Here is a 13,973-nt window from a genome sequence, read left to right as displayed (position 1 = left end):
GCTTACTGACCCCCGGTCAACTGCTTGCGCAGCGCCGCGATCGCGGTTTCGTTGCGCTTGACGCCGATCTCGTTGCGGATGGCGGTGCGCAGTTCGTCGGCCAGCTCGCGCCCGGCCGCCGCGCCCAGCTCGCGCTGGATGGTGGGCAGCATGGGATCGTTGGCGGCGACCTGGCCGGGGATGATGTCGTTCAGCGTGACGATGAACCACCCCTGCTTGCCCGGCGCTTCCAGCCGCTTGCTGGTCTTCTTCGCCATGCTGAACATCAGCGCCAGCGGCGCGGGCACGCGGCCGCCGGCGGCGGCAAGCTGCTGGCGTTCCATATTGACGGCCTGCGGCGCGGGCAGGGCCACGCCCAGCGCCTTGAGCGCATCGGCGAGCGGGGTGCCCTTGGCGAGCGCGGCCATGACCTTGTCGCTTGCGATCTTGGCCTGGGCGGAACCCTGATCGGCGGCGTAATCGCGCGCGACCACGTCCTTGATCTGCGCGAGTGGAGCGGGCGCGGCCTCGGTGATCTCGCCCACGTCGAACAGTGCGAACTTGGCGCTGCCCGGCACTTCGGAAATCTGCGGTTCGCCTTCGCGTTCCATCGAGAACGCGGCCGAAAGCAGCGGCGCGATATCGGCCGGCGCCTTTTCGGCGGGCTTGCCGAAGACCTGTCCGGTCGCGAGCAGCGGCGCGGTGGTCTGGACGGTAAGGCCCATCGACTTGGCGACGTCGCTCAGGCTGGTGCCGTTCTCGAACTGCTGCTCGATCTTGGCGGACATGTCGGTCAGCGCGGCGCGGCGCTTTTCGAGCGTCATCGCCGCGACGATTTCCGCCTTGGCCTGATCCAGCGTCTTGCCCGGCTTGCGGGCGATCGCATCCACGCGGATGACGTGCCAGCCGATCGGGCTGCGCGCCGGAGCGGCAACCTGGCCCTGGGCGGCGGCGAACACGGCGGCTGCCACCGCGTCCGAAGCCTGCGAGGACAGGGCGTCGCGCGTCAGGTCGGGCAGCTTCGTGGCGCCCAGGCCCTTTTCCTTGGCGGCGGCTTCGATCGCCTTGCCGCCGCTCACTTCCGCCGCCAGCGCGCGCGCGGCCGCTTCGGTCGGGACGATGACCTGCGTGACGGTGCGGGTTTCGGAAGCGGCATAGGTCGCCGCGTTAAGCTTGTAGCGTTCTGCCACTTCGCCGTCGGTGGGCGCCGGCACGTTCTTGAGCGCGGCTTCGTCGAGGAAGGCATAGCGCACGGTGCGGCGTTCGGGCTGGCGATAGCGGCCGAGGTTGGCCTTGTAGAAGGCATCGAGCTGCTGATCGGTGGCCGGCTGCTTCGGCGCGAAGGCCAGCGAGGGGATCGTGGCGATCACGCCGTCGCGGCGTTCCTTGATCTGCGCGGCATAGCGCATCGCGGCGTCGCGCGGCATGGTCGCGCCGAACCCGGCGGGCACCAGGATCTGGCGGGCGACAAGGCCCTGGCCGATATCGTTGCGCACGCCCGCTTCGGTCAGGCCGCGCTGGGCGATGAGCTGCTTGTAGGTGGTCTGGCTGAACTTGCCGTCCGGCCCCTGAAATGCCGGAATCTTGGCGATTTCGCTATCGATGAGCCGGCTGCTGGCGACGATGCCGTATTTCTTGCCCCATTCGAGCATGGCGGTGCGATCGACCATGCTGGAAAGCGCATCGTCCAGCGCACCCTGTTCGAGGAAGTCCTTCATCGTCAGCGTGGGCGCCTGCTGCCGTTCGGCTTCGAACGCGCGTGTCACGGTCTTGCCCAGATCACCGATGCCGATGCGATCGCCGCCGACGGAGGCCGCGCGGTCGCCGCCCGCTACGCCGCCGAAGCGGCTGCCGGTGATGTCCGCGCCGGCGAAAGCCAGGGCGATCAGCGCCAGGAACACCAGCGCCAGAATCACGCCGAGGCGCGATTTGAGGAAGGAACGGAAAAAGCCGAGCATCGGGGGCAATCGCCTATCTTGTAACTTCGGTTCAACACGTCGCCACGCGGGGCGACGACCGGCCAAAGCCGGCGCGCACGCCACACGCGCGATCAAGGGGCCTTGCCTTAGGGACCAAACGCGAATCCTGCAATGGTCGCGCTGGGGCCACGCCGGGGCTGCGTCCTGCGCCCGGATGGCGCGGCGCAAAACGCTTTCGCCCGGGCAGAGAACGCTTTCCCCCGTAATGTGCGGAACCGTTTTGCATTCTTATGCGTGGTTTGTTAGCCGCGCGGCGATTCAGGCCGCCTCACTTTCGTTCAGGAGGCGCGAATCCGAGTTTTGCTAGGGGGACCAGTCGAAGCCTATGACTCATCGGCCTTTCATCGTTGGCAACTGGAAGATGAATGGCACGCGCGCCATGCTGGCCGAAGCCCGTGCCATCGACCGTGCCGCCGAACGCTTTCCCGATGTGCAAGTCGCGCTCGCGCCGCCGTTCACGCTGATCAACACGCTGCGCGAGGCGGTGAGCGCGATGAATGTCGGTGGGCAGGATTGCCACGCCGAAGTGAAGGGCGCGCATACGGGCGACGTCTCCGCCGCGATGCTGGCGGACATCGGCGCCGATTTCGTGATTCTGGGGCATAGCGAACGCCGTCGCGATCATGGCGAGACCGATGCCGCCGTGCGTGCCAAGGCCGATGCCGCGCTGGCGGCAGGGCTGGCGATCATCGTCTGCGTGGGCGAGACGCTGGAAGAGCGTGATGCCGGCAAGGCCGAAACCGTGGTTTCCGGTCAGGTCTCCGAATCCCTGCCGGTGGGCGACGAAGCGCTGGCCGCTGCTGCGGCGGGCAAGATCGCCGTCGCCTATGAACCGGTATGGGCGATCGGCACCGGCCGCGTGGCCGCTGTGGAAGACGTGATCGCGATGCACGCCGCCGTGCGCGCGCGGCTCAACGCGGCCTATGGCGAAGCGGCGGACAAGGTGCGCATTCTCTATGGCGGGTCGGTCAATGCCGGCAATGCCGCCGACTTGCTGTCCGCCGCCGACGTGGGTGGCGCGCTGGTGGGCGGGGCGAGCCTGACCGCGGAAGCGTTCCTGCCAATCATCGCCGCCGCGGGCACGGGCGAAGCCTGAGCGCCAGCCAAGCCTCAGCCGGTGCCTTGCCATCGGCGGGTTCGCGGCCTACATGCGCCCCAATCGTTTCAGGCAGAACATCATGTCGCTTTTCATATTCCTTACCGTCGTGCAGGCGCTGGTCGCGGCCGCGCTGGTCGGTGTCATCCTGATCCAGAAGTCCGAAGGCGGCGGCCTGGGCGTTGGCGGCAGCCCTTCGGGCTTCATGTCGGCGCGCGGCGCGGCGGACTTCCTGACGCGCGCGACGACGATCCTGGCCACGGCCTTCGTGGTGCTGAGCATCGCGCTGGCCGCGCTGGCCGTCAGGACCAGTTCGGGGAGCACGATCGACACCTCGCTCGACCGTTCGGTTCCGGCCGCGCCCAAGGCCGATCCGCTGGCGCCGGCGCAGGGTCAGCAGCCCGCCGCCGCGCCCGTTCAAGGCAGCGCACCCGCGCCCGCGACGGTTCCGGCCGACCCGCTCAAGGGTGCCGCGAAGCAGTAACCGTTACCCGGCAAGAGAGCGCGCACCGATCCCGCATCCCTCTCCGGGCTTGCGGGGCGGGCGCTTTGCTTGTTGCCGATTGACCGATTTCAGCGGCCGCCCACGGCCGCAATCATCCAGCTTGTGGACTGCCGGAGCAATTTCTCCGGTAACCGCTTGCGTCCATTCAACCTCTGACGCTAAGGCCCGACTCCCATGGCGCGGTACATATTTATCACCGGCGGCGTGGTCTCCTCGCTCGGCAAAGGTCTCATGGCGGCAAGCCTCGCCGCTCTGTTGCAGGCGCGCGGGTACCGCGTGCGAATCCGCAAGTTCGATCCCTATCTCAACGTCGATCCGGGCACGATGAGCCCGTACCAGCACGGCGAGGTCTATGTGACCGACGACGGCGCGGAAACCGACCTTGACCTGGGGCACTACGAGCGCTTCACCGGCGTTTCCGCGCGCCAGGCGGACAACATCACCTCGGGCCGGATCTACCGCGACATCATCGCCAAGGAGCGCCGGGGCGATTACCTGGGCGCCACCGTGCAGGTGATCCCGCACGTGACCGACGCGATCAAGGACTTCGCGCAGACCGAAACCGAGGATCTCGATTTCGTGCTGTGCGAGATTGGCGGCACGGTGGGCGACATCGAGGGGCTGCCGTTCATCGAGGCGCTGCGCCAGCTCCACAACGAGCTGGACCGCGACCAGACCTGTTTCGTCCACGTCACGCTGGTGCCGTACATCGCGGCGGCCGGCGAGCTGAAGACCAAGCCGACCCAGCATTCGGTGCGCGAACTGACCGGGCTGGGCATCCAGCCCGACATCCTGCTGTGCCGTTGCGAAAAGCCGCTGCCCGAAGGCGAGCGCGCCAAGATCGCGCAGTTCTGCAACGTGCGCAAATCGGCGGTGATCCCGGCGCTGGACGCATCGAGCATCTATTCCGTTCCGCTGCAGTACCATGCCGAGGGGCTGGACGCCGAAGTGCTGCGCCACTTCGGCCTGACCGCGCCCGAGCCGGACCTTGCCCGCTGGGACGACATCGTCGATCGCCACCAGAACCCCGAGGGCGAGGTGACGATCGGCGTCGTCGGCAAGTATGTGGGCCTGCAGGACGCCTACAAGTCGCTGAACGAGGCCCTGGTCCACGGTGGCATGGCCAACCGCGTCAAGGTCAACATCAAGTGGCTCGACGCCGAACTGTTCGAGAAGGACGACAGCGAGATCGCCGCGCATCTGGAGCCGATGCACGGCATCCTGGTGCCGGGCGGCTTCGGCGAACGTGGCACCGAGGGGAAGATCGCCTCCGTCCGCTTCGCGCGCGAACGCAACGTGCCGTTCTTCGGCATTTGCCTGGGCATGCAGATGGCCTGCATCGAAGGCGCGCGCAACACCGCCGGGATCGCCGCAGCGTCGTCCACCGAGTTCGGCCCGACTGACGAGCCGGTGGTGGGCATCATCACCGAATGGATGACGCCCGAGGGGCTCGAAAAGCGACAGGCGGGCGGCGACCTGGGCGGTACGATGCGGCTGGGCGCCTACGAGGCGCGGCTCGACGGCAACAGCCATGTCGCGCAGATCTACGGCTCGACGACGATCAGCGAGCGTCATCGCCACCGCTACGAAGTGAACGGCGCCTATCGCGCGCCTCTGGAAAAGGGCGGGCTGGTGTTTTCCGGCATGTCGCCCGACGGGCTGCTGCCCGAGATCGTCGAGCGGCCGGACCACCCGTGGTTCATCGGCGTGCAGTTCCATCCCGAACTCAAGAGCCGCCCGTTCGATCCGCACCCGCTGTTCCGGGGCTTCATCGAGGCGGCGGTCAAGCAGGCCCGCCTGTTCTGAAACAGGCCGTGCCAGTGCGGCCGCGGGCGCAAATCGGCACCGTTTGTTAACTTTAGGCACTGGCCAAAGCCGGTTTCCTCTGGCTATCTGTCCTCGGTGGAGCGGATTCCCGTAATCCGTTCGGGGTAATGCTGGGGGACACTGAACGATGGACGCCGCCAAGCTTGCGGACACGCTGGCCGCGCAAAGTCTGTTCGCCGATTGCGAGCAGGCGGAGCTATCCGACATCATCCGCCGCGCGCACCTGCGGACGTTCAAGCCGGGGCAGGAACTGATGGCGCAGGGGGAAGAGGGCGATACGCTCTTCATCATCCTCAAAGGCCTTGCGCGCGTCAGCATGGTGGCCGCGAACGGGCGGGAAATCATCCTCGACTATGCCGAGCCGGGCCATGTGCTGGGCGAGATCGCGTTCCTCGACGGCGGGGAACGGACCGCCAGCGTCGAGGCAATCGACCCGACCGAGGCGCTCTGCCTGAGCCGTACGGCGTTTGCCGACATTATCGATCTGCACAAAGGGCTGGCGCTGCGCCTGCTGCGCGCCATGGCCCGCCGCCTGCGCCAGAACAACGCGGTGATCGAGGCGGACCGGGCCTATACTTCTGGCCCGCGGCTTGCGCGGTTCCTGTTGCGCCTGATGATGGCCGAGAACGCCAACGTCGAGGAAAACGGCGCCGGCGGAAAGCTGAAGATTGCGCTGAGCCAGGGGGAGCTGGGCAACTTCGCCGGCATGTCGCGCGAACAGATCAACCGCCAGCTTTCGGCCTGGGCCGAAAATGGCCTGGTCGGGCTGAAGGGTGGCCGGGTGACCATTCTCGACCGGCAGGCGCTGATCGACGTAGCGGAAGCCTGGTAGAGTTTCGCCCGATTCAAAAAGGGCGGCCCCCGAAGGGACCGCCCTGATTTCACGGCACCGGATGGAAGCGATCAGGCGGCGGCGCTGGTATCGCCTTCGATCACCTTCAGCGGCTTCTGTTCGCCGATCAGCACCTTCTTGGGCTTCATCGCTTCGGGTACTTCGCGCACGAGGTCGATGGTGAGCAGCCCGTCGGCAAGGTCCGCCGCTTCCACGCGCACGAAATCGGCCAGTTCGAAGCGGCGTTCGAAGCCGCGATTGGCGATTCCGACATGGAGGAACTGACGGTCCTCGGCATCCGGCTTGGCGCCCTTCACCACCAGCAGGTTTTGCTGGGCGGTAATGTCGATGTCTTCCGGCTTGAAGCCGGCGACGGCCAGCGTGATGCGGTAGGCATCCTCGCCACGACGTTCGATGTTGAAGGGCGGATAGTTATCGCCGGCATTGGCGCGGGCCTGGCGTTCGAGCAGGTCGAACAGGCGATCGAAACCCACGGTGGTGCGGCGATAGGGGGTGAAATCAAAACGGTTCATGGCAATATCCTCTGTTGAGCAATCTGCACTCTCCCGCAGGAACCCGGTTCGGCATTCCCTTGGGCCTTGTGGCCATGCCCGCCAGCGCGGCGCATGACACGAAAAGGGATGTGTGATAGCCCCGTTGAAATTCAAGACCCCGAAGCGCATTTTCGAATGCAAGCCAACAGCAAGGGGCGCGTTCCTGGGCGCGCCCGCACACGAGGACATCATGGCCGGAACGCCCAAAGTCGATATCTACACCAAGTGGGGCTGCCCTTTCTGCGTGCGGGCCAAGGCGCTGCTTGAAAAGAAGGGCGTGGCCTTCGAGGAATTCGATGTGACCATGGGCGGCCTGAAGAAGCAGGAAATGCTCGCCCGCGCGCCCGCCGCAATGACGGTGCCGCAAATCTTCGTCGGCGAAACCCACGTCGGCGGCTGCGACGATCTCTATGCGCTGGAATCAGCCGGCAAGCTCGATCCGCTGCTGGGCCTTTAAAGCATGACCATGCCCGATGGTCCGGTGCGGGTTGCGCTGTTCCAGATGACCACCGGCATCGATCCCGCAGCCAATGCCGCGGCGATCGTGGATGCCGTGGGCCGCGCGGCGCACGGCGGCGCGGCAATCCTGTTCACGCCCGAAATGGCGGGCCTGCTCGACCGCGATCGCCAGCGCGCGACGCCGCATATCGTGGCGGAAGAGGCCAACCCCGTGCTGGCGGCGGTACGCGCGGCGGCGGCGCAACACGGCATCTGGGTGGCGATCGGGTCGCTCGCGGTGCAGCGCGGCGACGAAGCCCTGAACGGGGACGCCTCATCGGGCGAAGGCCGCTGGGCCAACCGTTCATTTCTGATTGACTCCAGCGGCGCGATCGTGGCTCGCTACGACAAGATCCACATGTTCGACGTCGATCTGGCGACCGGCGAAAGCTGGCGCGAATCCGCCGCCTATCGCCCCGGTGACAGCGTGGTGACGGCGGAAACGCCAGTCGGACGGCTGGGGCTGGCGATCTGTTATGACGTGCGCTTTCCCGCGCTGTTCGAACAGCTCGGCCGGCGGCAATGCGATGTCATCGCCATTCCGGCGGCGTTCACCGTGCCCACCGGCAAGGCGCACTGGCACCTGATGCAGCGCGCCCGCGCGGTGGAGGCCAGCGCCTTTGTCATCGCCGCGGCGCAGGCCGGCCGGCACGAGGACGGGCGCGGGACCTACGGCCATAGCCTGGTCATCGATCCCTGGGGCGAAGTGCTGCTGGACATGGGTGAGGAGCCGGGCCTTGGCTTCGCCACGCTCGAACCCGCGCGCATCGCCGAAGTGCGCGCGCAACTGCCCAGCCTCATCAACAAGCAGCCGATCCCGGCAGGGTGAACCGCGAGGCTCTTGCGGCGGGCCGCGAAATGCCTAAATCGGCTGTCATATGATCGTCTTTGATCTTGAGTGCCGCGATGGCGGGCATCGTTTTGAGGGCTGGTTCGGCTCGTCGGACGATTTCGCGCAGCAGCAGGCGCGGGGTCTCCTCACCTGTCCCACCTGCGGCTCCGGTGATGTCGGCAAGGCGGTGATGGCCCCGCATGTGGGGCGCAAGGGCAACCAGCTTCCGGCTCGGGTGCCGACCGACAAGGGTGCGGCCGTGGCCGCGGTGCCATCGTCGCCGGCCGTGGCGGCGGGCGTTTCCGCCCCGCAAGTGATGGCGGGCGGAGGTCTTCCTCCCGAGGCGGTCGCCATGTTCAAGGCGCTGGCGACGCTGCAGGCCGAAGCGCTCAAGTCCTCGAAATGGGTGGGCGACAGCTTCGCCGACGATGCGCGGGCGATGCATTATGGCGAAAAGGACGTGGAGGCGATCCACGGCCAGGCCACGCCCGAGGAAGCGCGCGACCTGATTGAAGAGGGCATCGAGATAGCTCCGGTTCTGTTCCCGATCGCGCCTCCGGGTGAAACCAACTGATCCCGAAGCCCGGCGCGGACAGAACGCGATGTGGTGTTCAAGCGCGATTGCCAGCGCGCGCGCGGCCCCCTAAAGGGAGCGCGGGCGCCCGTAGCTCAGCAGGATAGAGCACCAGATTCCTAATCTGGGGGCCACAGGTTCGAATCCTGTCGGGCGCACCAAAAACCCCTTAAAAATCAGGCATTTAGAGCCAGAAACACCCCAAAATCGTTGGGCACATCTTAACGATTGGCGAGAGTGTTGGGCACTAATTTGCGGGAATCTGCTTGGATGTGCCCCGCGCACCACGGTATGTGTCCAGCGGTCGGGGCCGATGTGTCCAGCCATCTGGCTCCCGATCAGGCCCAAGCCATTGGCCTTAAAACGTTTTTCAAACTTATATTCAATTATATTCAAACGTTTTGACGATTCGTATTCATTATGATAATGTATATCCATATTCCGTGATATGGGGATAACGATGAAACTTACCGACTCGATTTTGAAGCGCCAGAAGCCAGACAAAGGCTATGTAGACCTGAATGATGAAGGCACGCCGCTGGTGGCCCGCATCAAGGCCAACGGTGAAAAGATATTCATCTGGCGTGGTCGGGTTGGCGGCAAGCAGACCAAAAAGATTATCGGTGCATTTCCCGCAATGAGCGTGGTGGATGCACGGGCCACGGCGCTGGCCATGCGTAGTGAAGCCAAGCATGTAATAGCTTCGCCAAAGTTTTTGTCGCAACCGCGCTTCATGACGCTATCCAAAGCGTTTGAACGTTACATGAAAGAGCATGGTGATAATCTCTCAAGCGGCGAGGGCATCCGTGGCCTGATGAATCTTCGGATTATGCCAACCTTTGGTGCCAGAGATATAGCCAGCATCACGCGAAAAGAGCTTAACGAGCATTTCAATGCTATGCGCTCGGAATATACTGGATCAGGAATCAATCGCGTGCTGGCACATCTGAAAGCTTTCCTGAATTGGTGTGTGCGGGAAGACCTGATAGAGCATAATCCCGCGCACCAGATTCAGAAGAAAGCAAAGGAGAATATCCGCAGACGTGTTCTGATCGATCATGAGCTAGGATATGTTCAATTGGCGTTTGCCGATATGGACAAGTATCATGAGCCGCTGATGCTCTTGCTGCATACGGTCACTCGCCTTTCTGACATATTCTATCTTAAATGGAAAGAAGTGCGCAAAACGGTTGATGGCTTTGAATTGCATATTGAGAAAACCAAGGCTGGTGTCCCGCATATTGTCCATCTTACCAAGCAGGCGCAAAAGTATCTTCCAGAGCGTCCAGCCAATGCCCATGATGAGCATTTCGTTTTTCCGCTAATCAGCCGCGCGCGTGGCTCATCGTATTTGTCAAAAATGCGCAAGCTGACTGAAAAGATGGCTTCGGATGATCGGCGGACCATGGCGCATTATACCATCCACGATTTCCGAACGGCGGCATCAACATTCTTGAGTGATCAGAAGGGCAGGGGTAATCAGTATTTCACCGAAAGGGGCATGGATATGCTTTTGGCCCACGTTCCAAAAAGCATGACCAATCGGAGCTATAACCATTCGCAAAATCTCGACGAACGCAAAGAGATGCTGACAATATGGTCAGACCATCTTGATGCCTGCTTGGCGATGGTCACCAAATAAATATTGGATGGCGATCAATAGTAAGAACAAAGGTAACACATACGAAAGGAAGATAGCCAATGTGTTGAGTGATCGTTTTGCTCAACATCTTGGCCTTGATAATGGCTTTGTTCGGAATGTCGATTCTGGCTCCTATTTTGGGGCCAGCAATCAAACGCGGTTGAAATCACACATTCTGGACAATGCCAGATTTGGCGACATCGTTGCGCCGCCATCGTTCAAATTCGTTCTCGAATGCAAGCATTACAAAGCCGCACCATCTTTCACGATGATGATCAAACAAGATTGCAAGCTATTCGACGGATGGATTGCACAAGCGCAACGGGATGCGAACAACGCTGGTAAGCGAATGATGATCATCGCCAAATTCAACAATGTCCCTGATTTCGTGATTTCAGACGATCAACGAAATGCGTTTGGCAGGTATAATCAATTTTGGATGACGAGTTTATCCGATTGGCTGGCAAAGGCCGATCAAGATTTTTTCGATTGATATTGAAAACGGCATATTCAAGCACTATACGGTAATTTCCTGAAAACAAGATGGAGTTGTGATGGATACCATATACCTGACAAGCGATGACCTTGCTGAATATCTCAAGGTGTCGCGCCGACAAATTAACGCGATGCGGCATGAGCGAAGATTGCCCGCGCCGATTTACGTTGGCAGTTCGCCACGATGGATCAGGAGCGAAGTTGACGCATATCTAGCCGAGCATTTCCGCGCTGATAGCTGACATCTGATTTTTCAAAAATACCCATCGGATTAGAAAGCAAGCGGGGTCTATGGCCCCGCTTATTATGCCTGCCAACCGTCTTCGATATCGATAGCGTCAAGATCGGCCTGATTGGTCGCCGCCTTCACCAACTCTTCCAAATCTTGTTTGTGGTTGAAGGCCGTTCGGAAAGCGTCGCCTATCGCCAGCCCGAGCGCCACCAGTTGCGCGCGATTGTGTGGCACCTTGCTCTTATCGAACATCGTCCAAATTTCGATCCTAGGGGCCTCTCCAGCCTCAAGGGCCTTGTCTGACTGTAGCGCGACGATTACGGAGTCCGGTCGGCGTCAATTATGATGGCCGATAGGTGGCCGCGCCGGTTGGTGAATTCTGGCTACCATTTGCTGTTGCGGGGAGCAACCGTCGAGCGACAATTACGACGCTGGGTAATTGTCGCTGACGCTGGCCGGAAGCGAGGGTCTGAAGCGCATGGGATGGTTGGCATGTAATTGCCGCTGGCGACAATTACCCGTTGCCTCAGCAAGGGTGCTCCCGAGCGCGAAGCCAGCGACAATTATGATGGCCGGTCCGGGGCGCCATTCGGCGGGTCGTAATCGCCGGCGTTGATACGGGCGACGGCGGAACGTTTGCGGTAGCTTTCGCCGTTCATCTCGATGATGATCGAGTGGTGCACGAGGCGGTCGATCGCGGCGACAGTCATAGCGGGATCAGGGAAGACGTTGTCCCATGCCGAAAATGGCTGGTTGGCGGTAATGGCGAGCGAGTGGCGTTCGTAGCGGTGGGCGATGAGCTCGAACAAGGCGCTGGTCTCGACCTGGTCCTTGCGGACGTAGGACAGATCGTCGAGCACGATGAGATCGAACTTGTCGAGCTTGTCGAGCATGGCGGGTAGGCTGAGGTCGCGGCGCGCGGACTGGAGCTTCTGGACCATGTCGGTGGTGGAGCAGAACAGGACGCGCCGCCCCGTGTCGATGAGGGCATGACCAATGGCAGCAACTGCGTGCGTCTTGCCGGTCCCGCTCTGGCCGAACAGCAGCAGGTTGCCGCCGCTCTCGATCCAGTCGTCACCGGCGGCGAGGGACAAGAGGTGCGGTTTGCGGATGCCGGGGGCTGCGTCGAAATCGAAGGTGGCGAAGGTCTTGCCTGCGGGCAAGCCGGACTGGTCGCGATGGCGCTGGATGCGCCGGGAGGAGCGATCGGCCATCTCGATCTCGAGAAGCGAGGCCAGCAGGTTGGCGGCCGGCCAGCCATCGCGATCGGCGGTGTCGGTGAGGCGCTTCCAGTTGCGGTTGATACTCGGCAGGCGCAAGGCCTTGAGCAGGGTAGGCAGCACGGCGGCGGCCTGGTCCTTGGTGCGGGTCATCAGTACACCTCCCCGCTGGCGATCAAGCTGTTGTAGCTGTGCAGATCGGGAGGCGGGATAGTGACATCGCGCTGCGATCTTGCGGTTGGCAGGAACTCGTCCCTGAGCGCATCGACATCGGGCAAGCGCCCTCTGTCGAGTGCCTCATCGATCCGCCGGGCCAGCACGTCGACACAGTCGCCCCTGGCGGCGATATCGAGCAGCGCGACGGCATCGCGGCAGGCCTGCCGTCCATCGAGTTGGGCATCGAAGGCTTGCCAGGCCCGCCGGTAGGCGTGATCGGGGAACAGGGCTTCGCGGTAGACGAGGTTGCGCAGCGCACCAGGCTTGCGGCGCAGGTTACCGATCATGTGCCGGAAATCGATGCTGTGCCCCCGGTGGGGATGGCTGATCCGCACACGCGGCGTGGACATTACCCTGTCCGGACCGAGGAAGAGCTCAATGCGATCGTCAAAGAGATGCGCGTTGAGGCGCCGTCCGACGAGGCGGGAAGGCACCGAATAGGTAACCCGATCGATGGCGACGGTGCCGTTGCGGGTGACATCGACGGTGACCATGGCGAAATCGGTGGTTCGCCTTGCGGGCAGCGCCTTGAGTACCCTGCGTTCTGCATCGATGTGCGCAGCATGCCGCCGGTTCTGTCTGGCGACCTGCGCCTCAACGAACTCGCGCCAGGCCTCGATGCTGACGAAATCGCGGCTTCCCCGCCGGCGTAAGGCCTGATCGAGCCGTCGCTTGAGATGGGCATGGGGACCTTCGATCGATCCGTTCTCGTGCGCCTCGCCGCGGTTGTTGCGGGTAGCGAGCATGCCGTAATGACGGCACAGCTCGTCATAGCTTCGGGTAAAATCCCGCTGCGCATCGGCGTCGAGGTTTTTGTAGGCGGCTGACAGGGAATCGCTGCGGTGTTCGGCCGGCGCGCCGCCCAGCTTCCACAAGGCATCCTGCAGGTGCTCCGAAAGGGCGGCAAAGCTCTCCCCGCCCAGCACGACAGCCGCATGCTCCCAGCCACTCGCCGCCAAGCGGAAGTGGTAAAGGCGATAGGCCAGGGTCTCGCCGGCAACGGTGACCTTGAGACTGTCGCATACCGTGAAATCCGACAGGCCCTGCCGACCGGGCTCATGATGCTGCGGGAAGAAGATCTCCTTCTCGCCGCCGTGCAGTGCCCGCCAGCGGGCGATCCGGCGTTCAAGTGTTCGTCGTATCGCATCGGGAACAGCATCCTCGCCGAACTCGTCCTGGAGCGTCTCGAAGACCGTGACGGCAATGATACCGTCGATCTGGAGCAACTCCTCGACGCGTGGCCAGAATGGCTCGAGCGGATCGGCGCGGGTGCGCCAGTGGCGCTCCTTCTTCTTCTGGGACGGAAGCTGCGGATCGTTCTCGATCCGGCGTGCGCTGCGCTCGCTGATACCGGCCTTGGCAGCCGCGACGGCCTGGGTGTGTTGGCGACGATGGGTCATGAAGAGAAATACCTGCTGATCGGAAATGTGGTGGCCCGGCATCGCAAACCCATCGCTCGTTGTTCGATGAGTGTTCCGATACCACCGCCCGC

General features: G+C 63.0%; 15 protein-coding genes and 1 tRNA gene. 11 read left to right on the top strand and 5 right to left on the bottom strand.

What is annotated here, in order from left to right; translation table 11 throughout:
- Positions 1–2: 2 nt before the first annotated feature.
- Positions 3–1,937, bottom strand: coding sequence for a peptidylprolyl isomerase (locus FA702_RS02980; protein WP_136954960.1), 1,935 nt, complete (start codon positions 1,935–1,937; stop codon positions 3–5).
- Between the two features lie 346 nt (positions 1,938–2,283).
- Between FA702_RS02980 and tpiA the strand changes: the two genes are divergently transcribed.
- From tpiA to FA702_RS02960, 4 genes are all read left to right on the top strand, one after another.
- Positions 2,284–3,054 carry a triose-phosphate isomerase gene (gene tpiA, locus FA702_RS02975; RefSeq protein WP_136954959.1) on the top strand — a complete coding sequence of 257 codons (771 nt, stop codon included), beginning with the start codon at positions 2,284–2,286 and terminating at the stop codon, positions 3,052–3,054.
- Positions 3,055–3,136: 82 nt separating this feature from the next.
- Positions 3,137–3,538, top strand: a complete 402-nt coding sequence (secG, locus tag FA702_RS02970) for a preprotein translocase subunit SecG (RefSeq protein ID WP_136954958.1) — start codon at positions 3,137–3,139, stop codon at positions 3,536–3,538.
- Positions 3,539–3,733: 195 nt separating this feature from the next.
- Positions 3,734–5,365 (top strand): CTP synthase, encoded by a 1,632-nt coding sequence (locus tag FA702_RS02965; RefSeq protein ID WP_136954957.1) that lies wholly within the window; start codon positions 3,734–3,736, stop codon positions 5,363–5,365.
- Positions 5,366–5,513: 148 nt separating this feature from the next.
- Entirely contained in the window at positions 5,514–6,218 is a 705-nt protein-coding gene (locus tag FA702_RS02960) for a Crp/Fnr family transcriptional regulator (protein WP_136954956.1), read from the top strand.
- Positions 6,219–6,289: 71 nt separating this feature from the next.
- On the opposite strand, the gene FA702_RS02955 is transcribed toward FA702_RS02960, so the two are convergent.
- Positions 6,290–6,751: an Hsp20 family protein gene (locus tag FA702_RS02955; RefSeq protein WP_136954955.1), complete on the bottom strand. Its 462-nt coding sequence runs from the start codon at positions 6,749–6,751 to the stop codon at positions 6,290–6,292.
- 211 nt (positions 6,752–6,962) lie between these two features.
- On the opposite strand from FA702_RS02955, the gene grxC reads away from it, so the two are divergent.
- The 7 genes from grxC (at position 6,963) to FA702_RS23515 (ending at position 11,055) form a co-directional block, all read left to right on the top strand.
- Complete coding sequence (gene grxC, locus FA702_RS02950) at positions 6,963–7,229, top strand: glutaredoxin 3 (protein WP_136954954.1); 267 nt, start codon at positions 6,963–6,965, stop codon at positions 7,227–7,229.
- A gap of 3 nt (positions 7,230–7,232) precedes the next feature.
- A complete protein-coding gene (locus tag FA702_RS02945; protein WP_370385495.1) occupies positions 7,233–8,099 on the top strand; it encodes a carbon-nitrogen hydrolase family protein in 867 nt (288 codons plus the stop codon).
- A 49-nt stretch (positions 8,100–8,148) separates the two neighbouring features.
- On the top strand, positions 8,149–8,676 hold the full coding sequence (locus FA702_RS02940; RefSeq protein WP_136954953.1) for a DUF1178 family protein: 528 nt from the start codon (positions 8,149–8,151) through the stop codon (positions 8,674–8,676).
- An 84-nt stretch (positions 8,677–8,760) separates the two neighbouring features.
- Positions 8,761–8,837: transfer RNA gene (locus FA702_RS02935), tRNA-Arg, on the top strand.
- 299 nt (positions 8,838–9,136) lie between these two features.
- Entirely contained in the window at positions 9,137–10,318 is a 1,182-nt protein-coding gene (locus FA702_RS02930) for a tyrosine-type recombinase/integrase (RefSeq protein ID WP_168195980.1), read from the top strand.
- Between the two features lie 7 nt (positions 10,319–10,325).
- On the top strand, positions 10,326–10,811 hold the full coding sequence (locus tag FA702_RS02925) for a hypothetical protein (RefSeq protein ID WP_136954951.1): 486 nt from the start codon (positions 10,326–10,328) through the stop codon (positions 10,809–10,811).
- A 61-nt stretch (positions 10,812–10,872) separates the two neighbouring features.
- Positions 10,873–11,055, top strand: coding sequence for an AlpA family transcriptional regulator (locus tag FA702_RS23515; RefSeq protein WP_136954950.1), 183 nt, complete (start codon positions 10,873–10,875; stop codon positions 11,053–11,055).
- Positions 11,056–11,117: 62 nt separating this feature from the next.
- Here FA702_RS23515 and FA702_RS02915 read toward each other — a convergent pair whose 3' ends face one another.
- From FA702_RS02915 to istA, 3 genes are all read right to left on the bottom strand, one after another.
- Positions 11,118–11,297: a hypothetical protein gene (locus FA702_RS02915; RefSeq protein ID WP_136954949.1), complete on the bottom strand. Its 180-nt coding sequence runs from the start codon at positions 11,295–11,297 to the stop codon at positions 11,118–11,120.
- Positions 11,298–11,608: 311 nt separating this feature from the next.
- Positions 11,609–12,418, bottom strand: a complete 810-nt coding sequence (istB, locus tag FA702_RS02910; protein WP_009823666.1) for an IS21-like element helper ATPase IstB — start codon at positions 12,416–12,418, stop codon at positions 11,609–11,611.
- Positions 12,418–13,881 carry an IS21 family transposase gene (istA, locus tag FA702_RS02905; RefSeq protein WP_162832905.1) on the bottom strand — a complete coding sequence of 488 codons (1,464 nt, stop codon included), beginning with the start codon at positions 13,879–13,881 and terminating at the stop codon, positions 12,418–12,420. The genes istB and istA overlap by 1 nt, the downstream gene beginning before the upstream one ends.
- Positions 13,882–13,973: the final 92 nt, after the last annotated feature.

This window comes from Novosphingobium sp. EMRT-2 (assembly GCF_005145025.1).
Classification (GTDB): domain Bacteria; phylum Pseudomonadota; class Alphaproteobacteria; order Sphingomonadales; family Sphingomonadaceae; genus Novosphingobium.
Note: the sequence above shows the minus strand (reverse complement) of the source record. Positions and strands in the feature narration are given on the sequence as shown.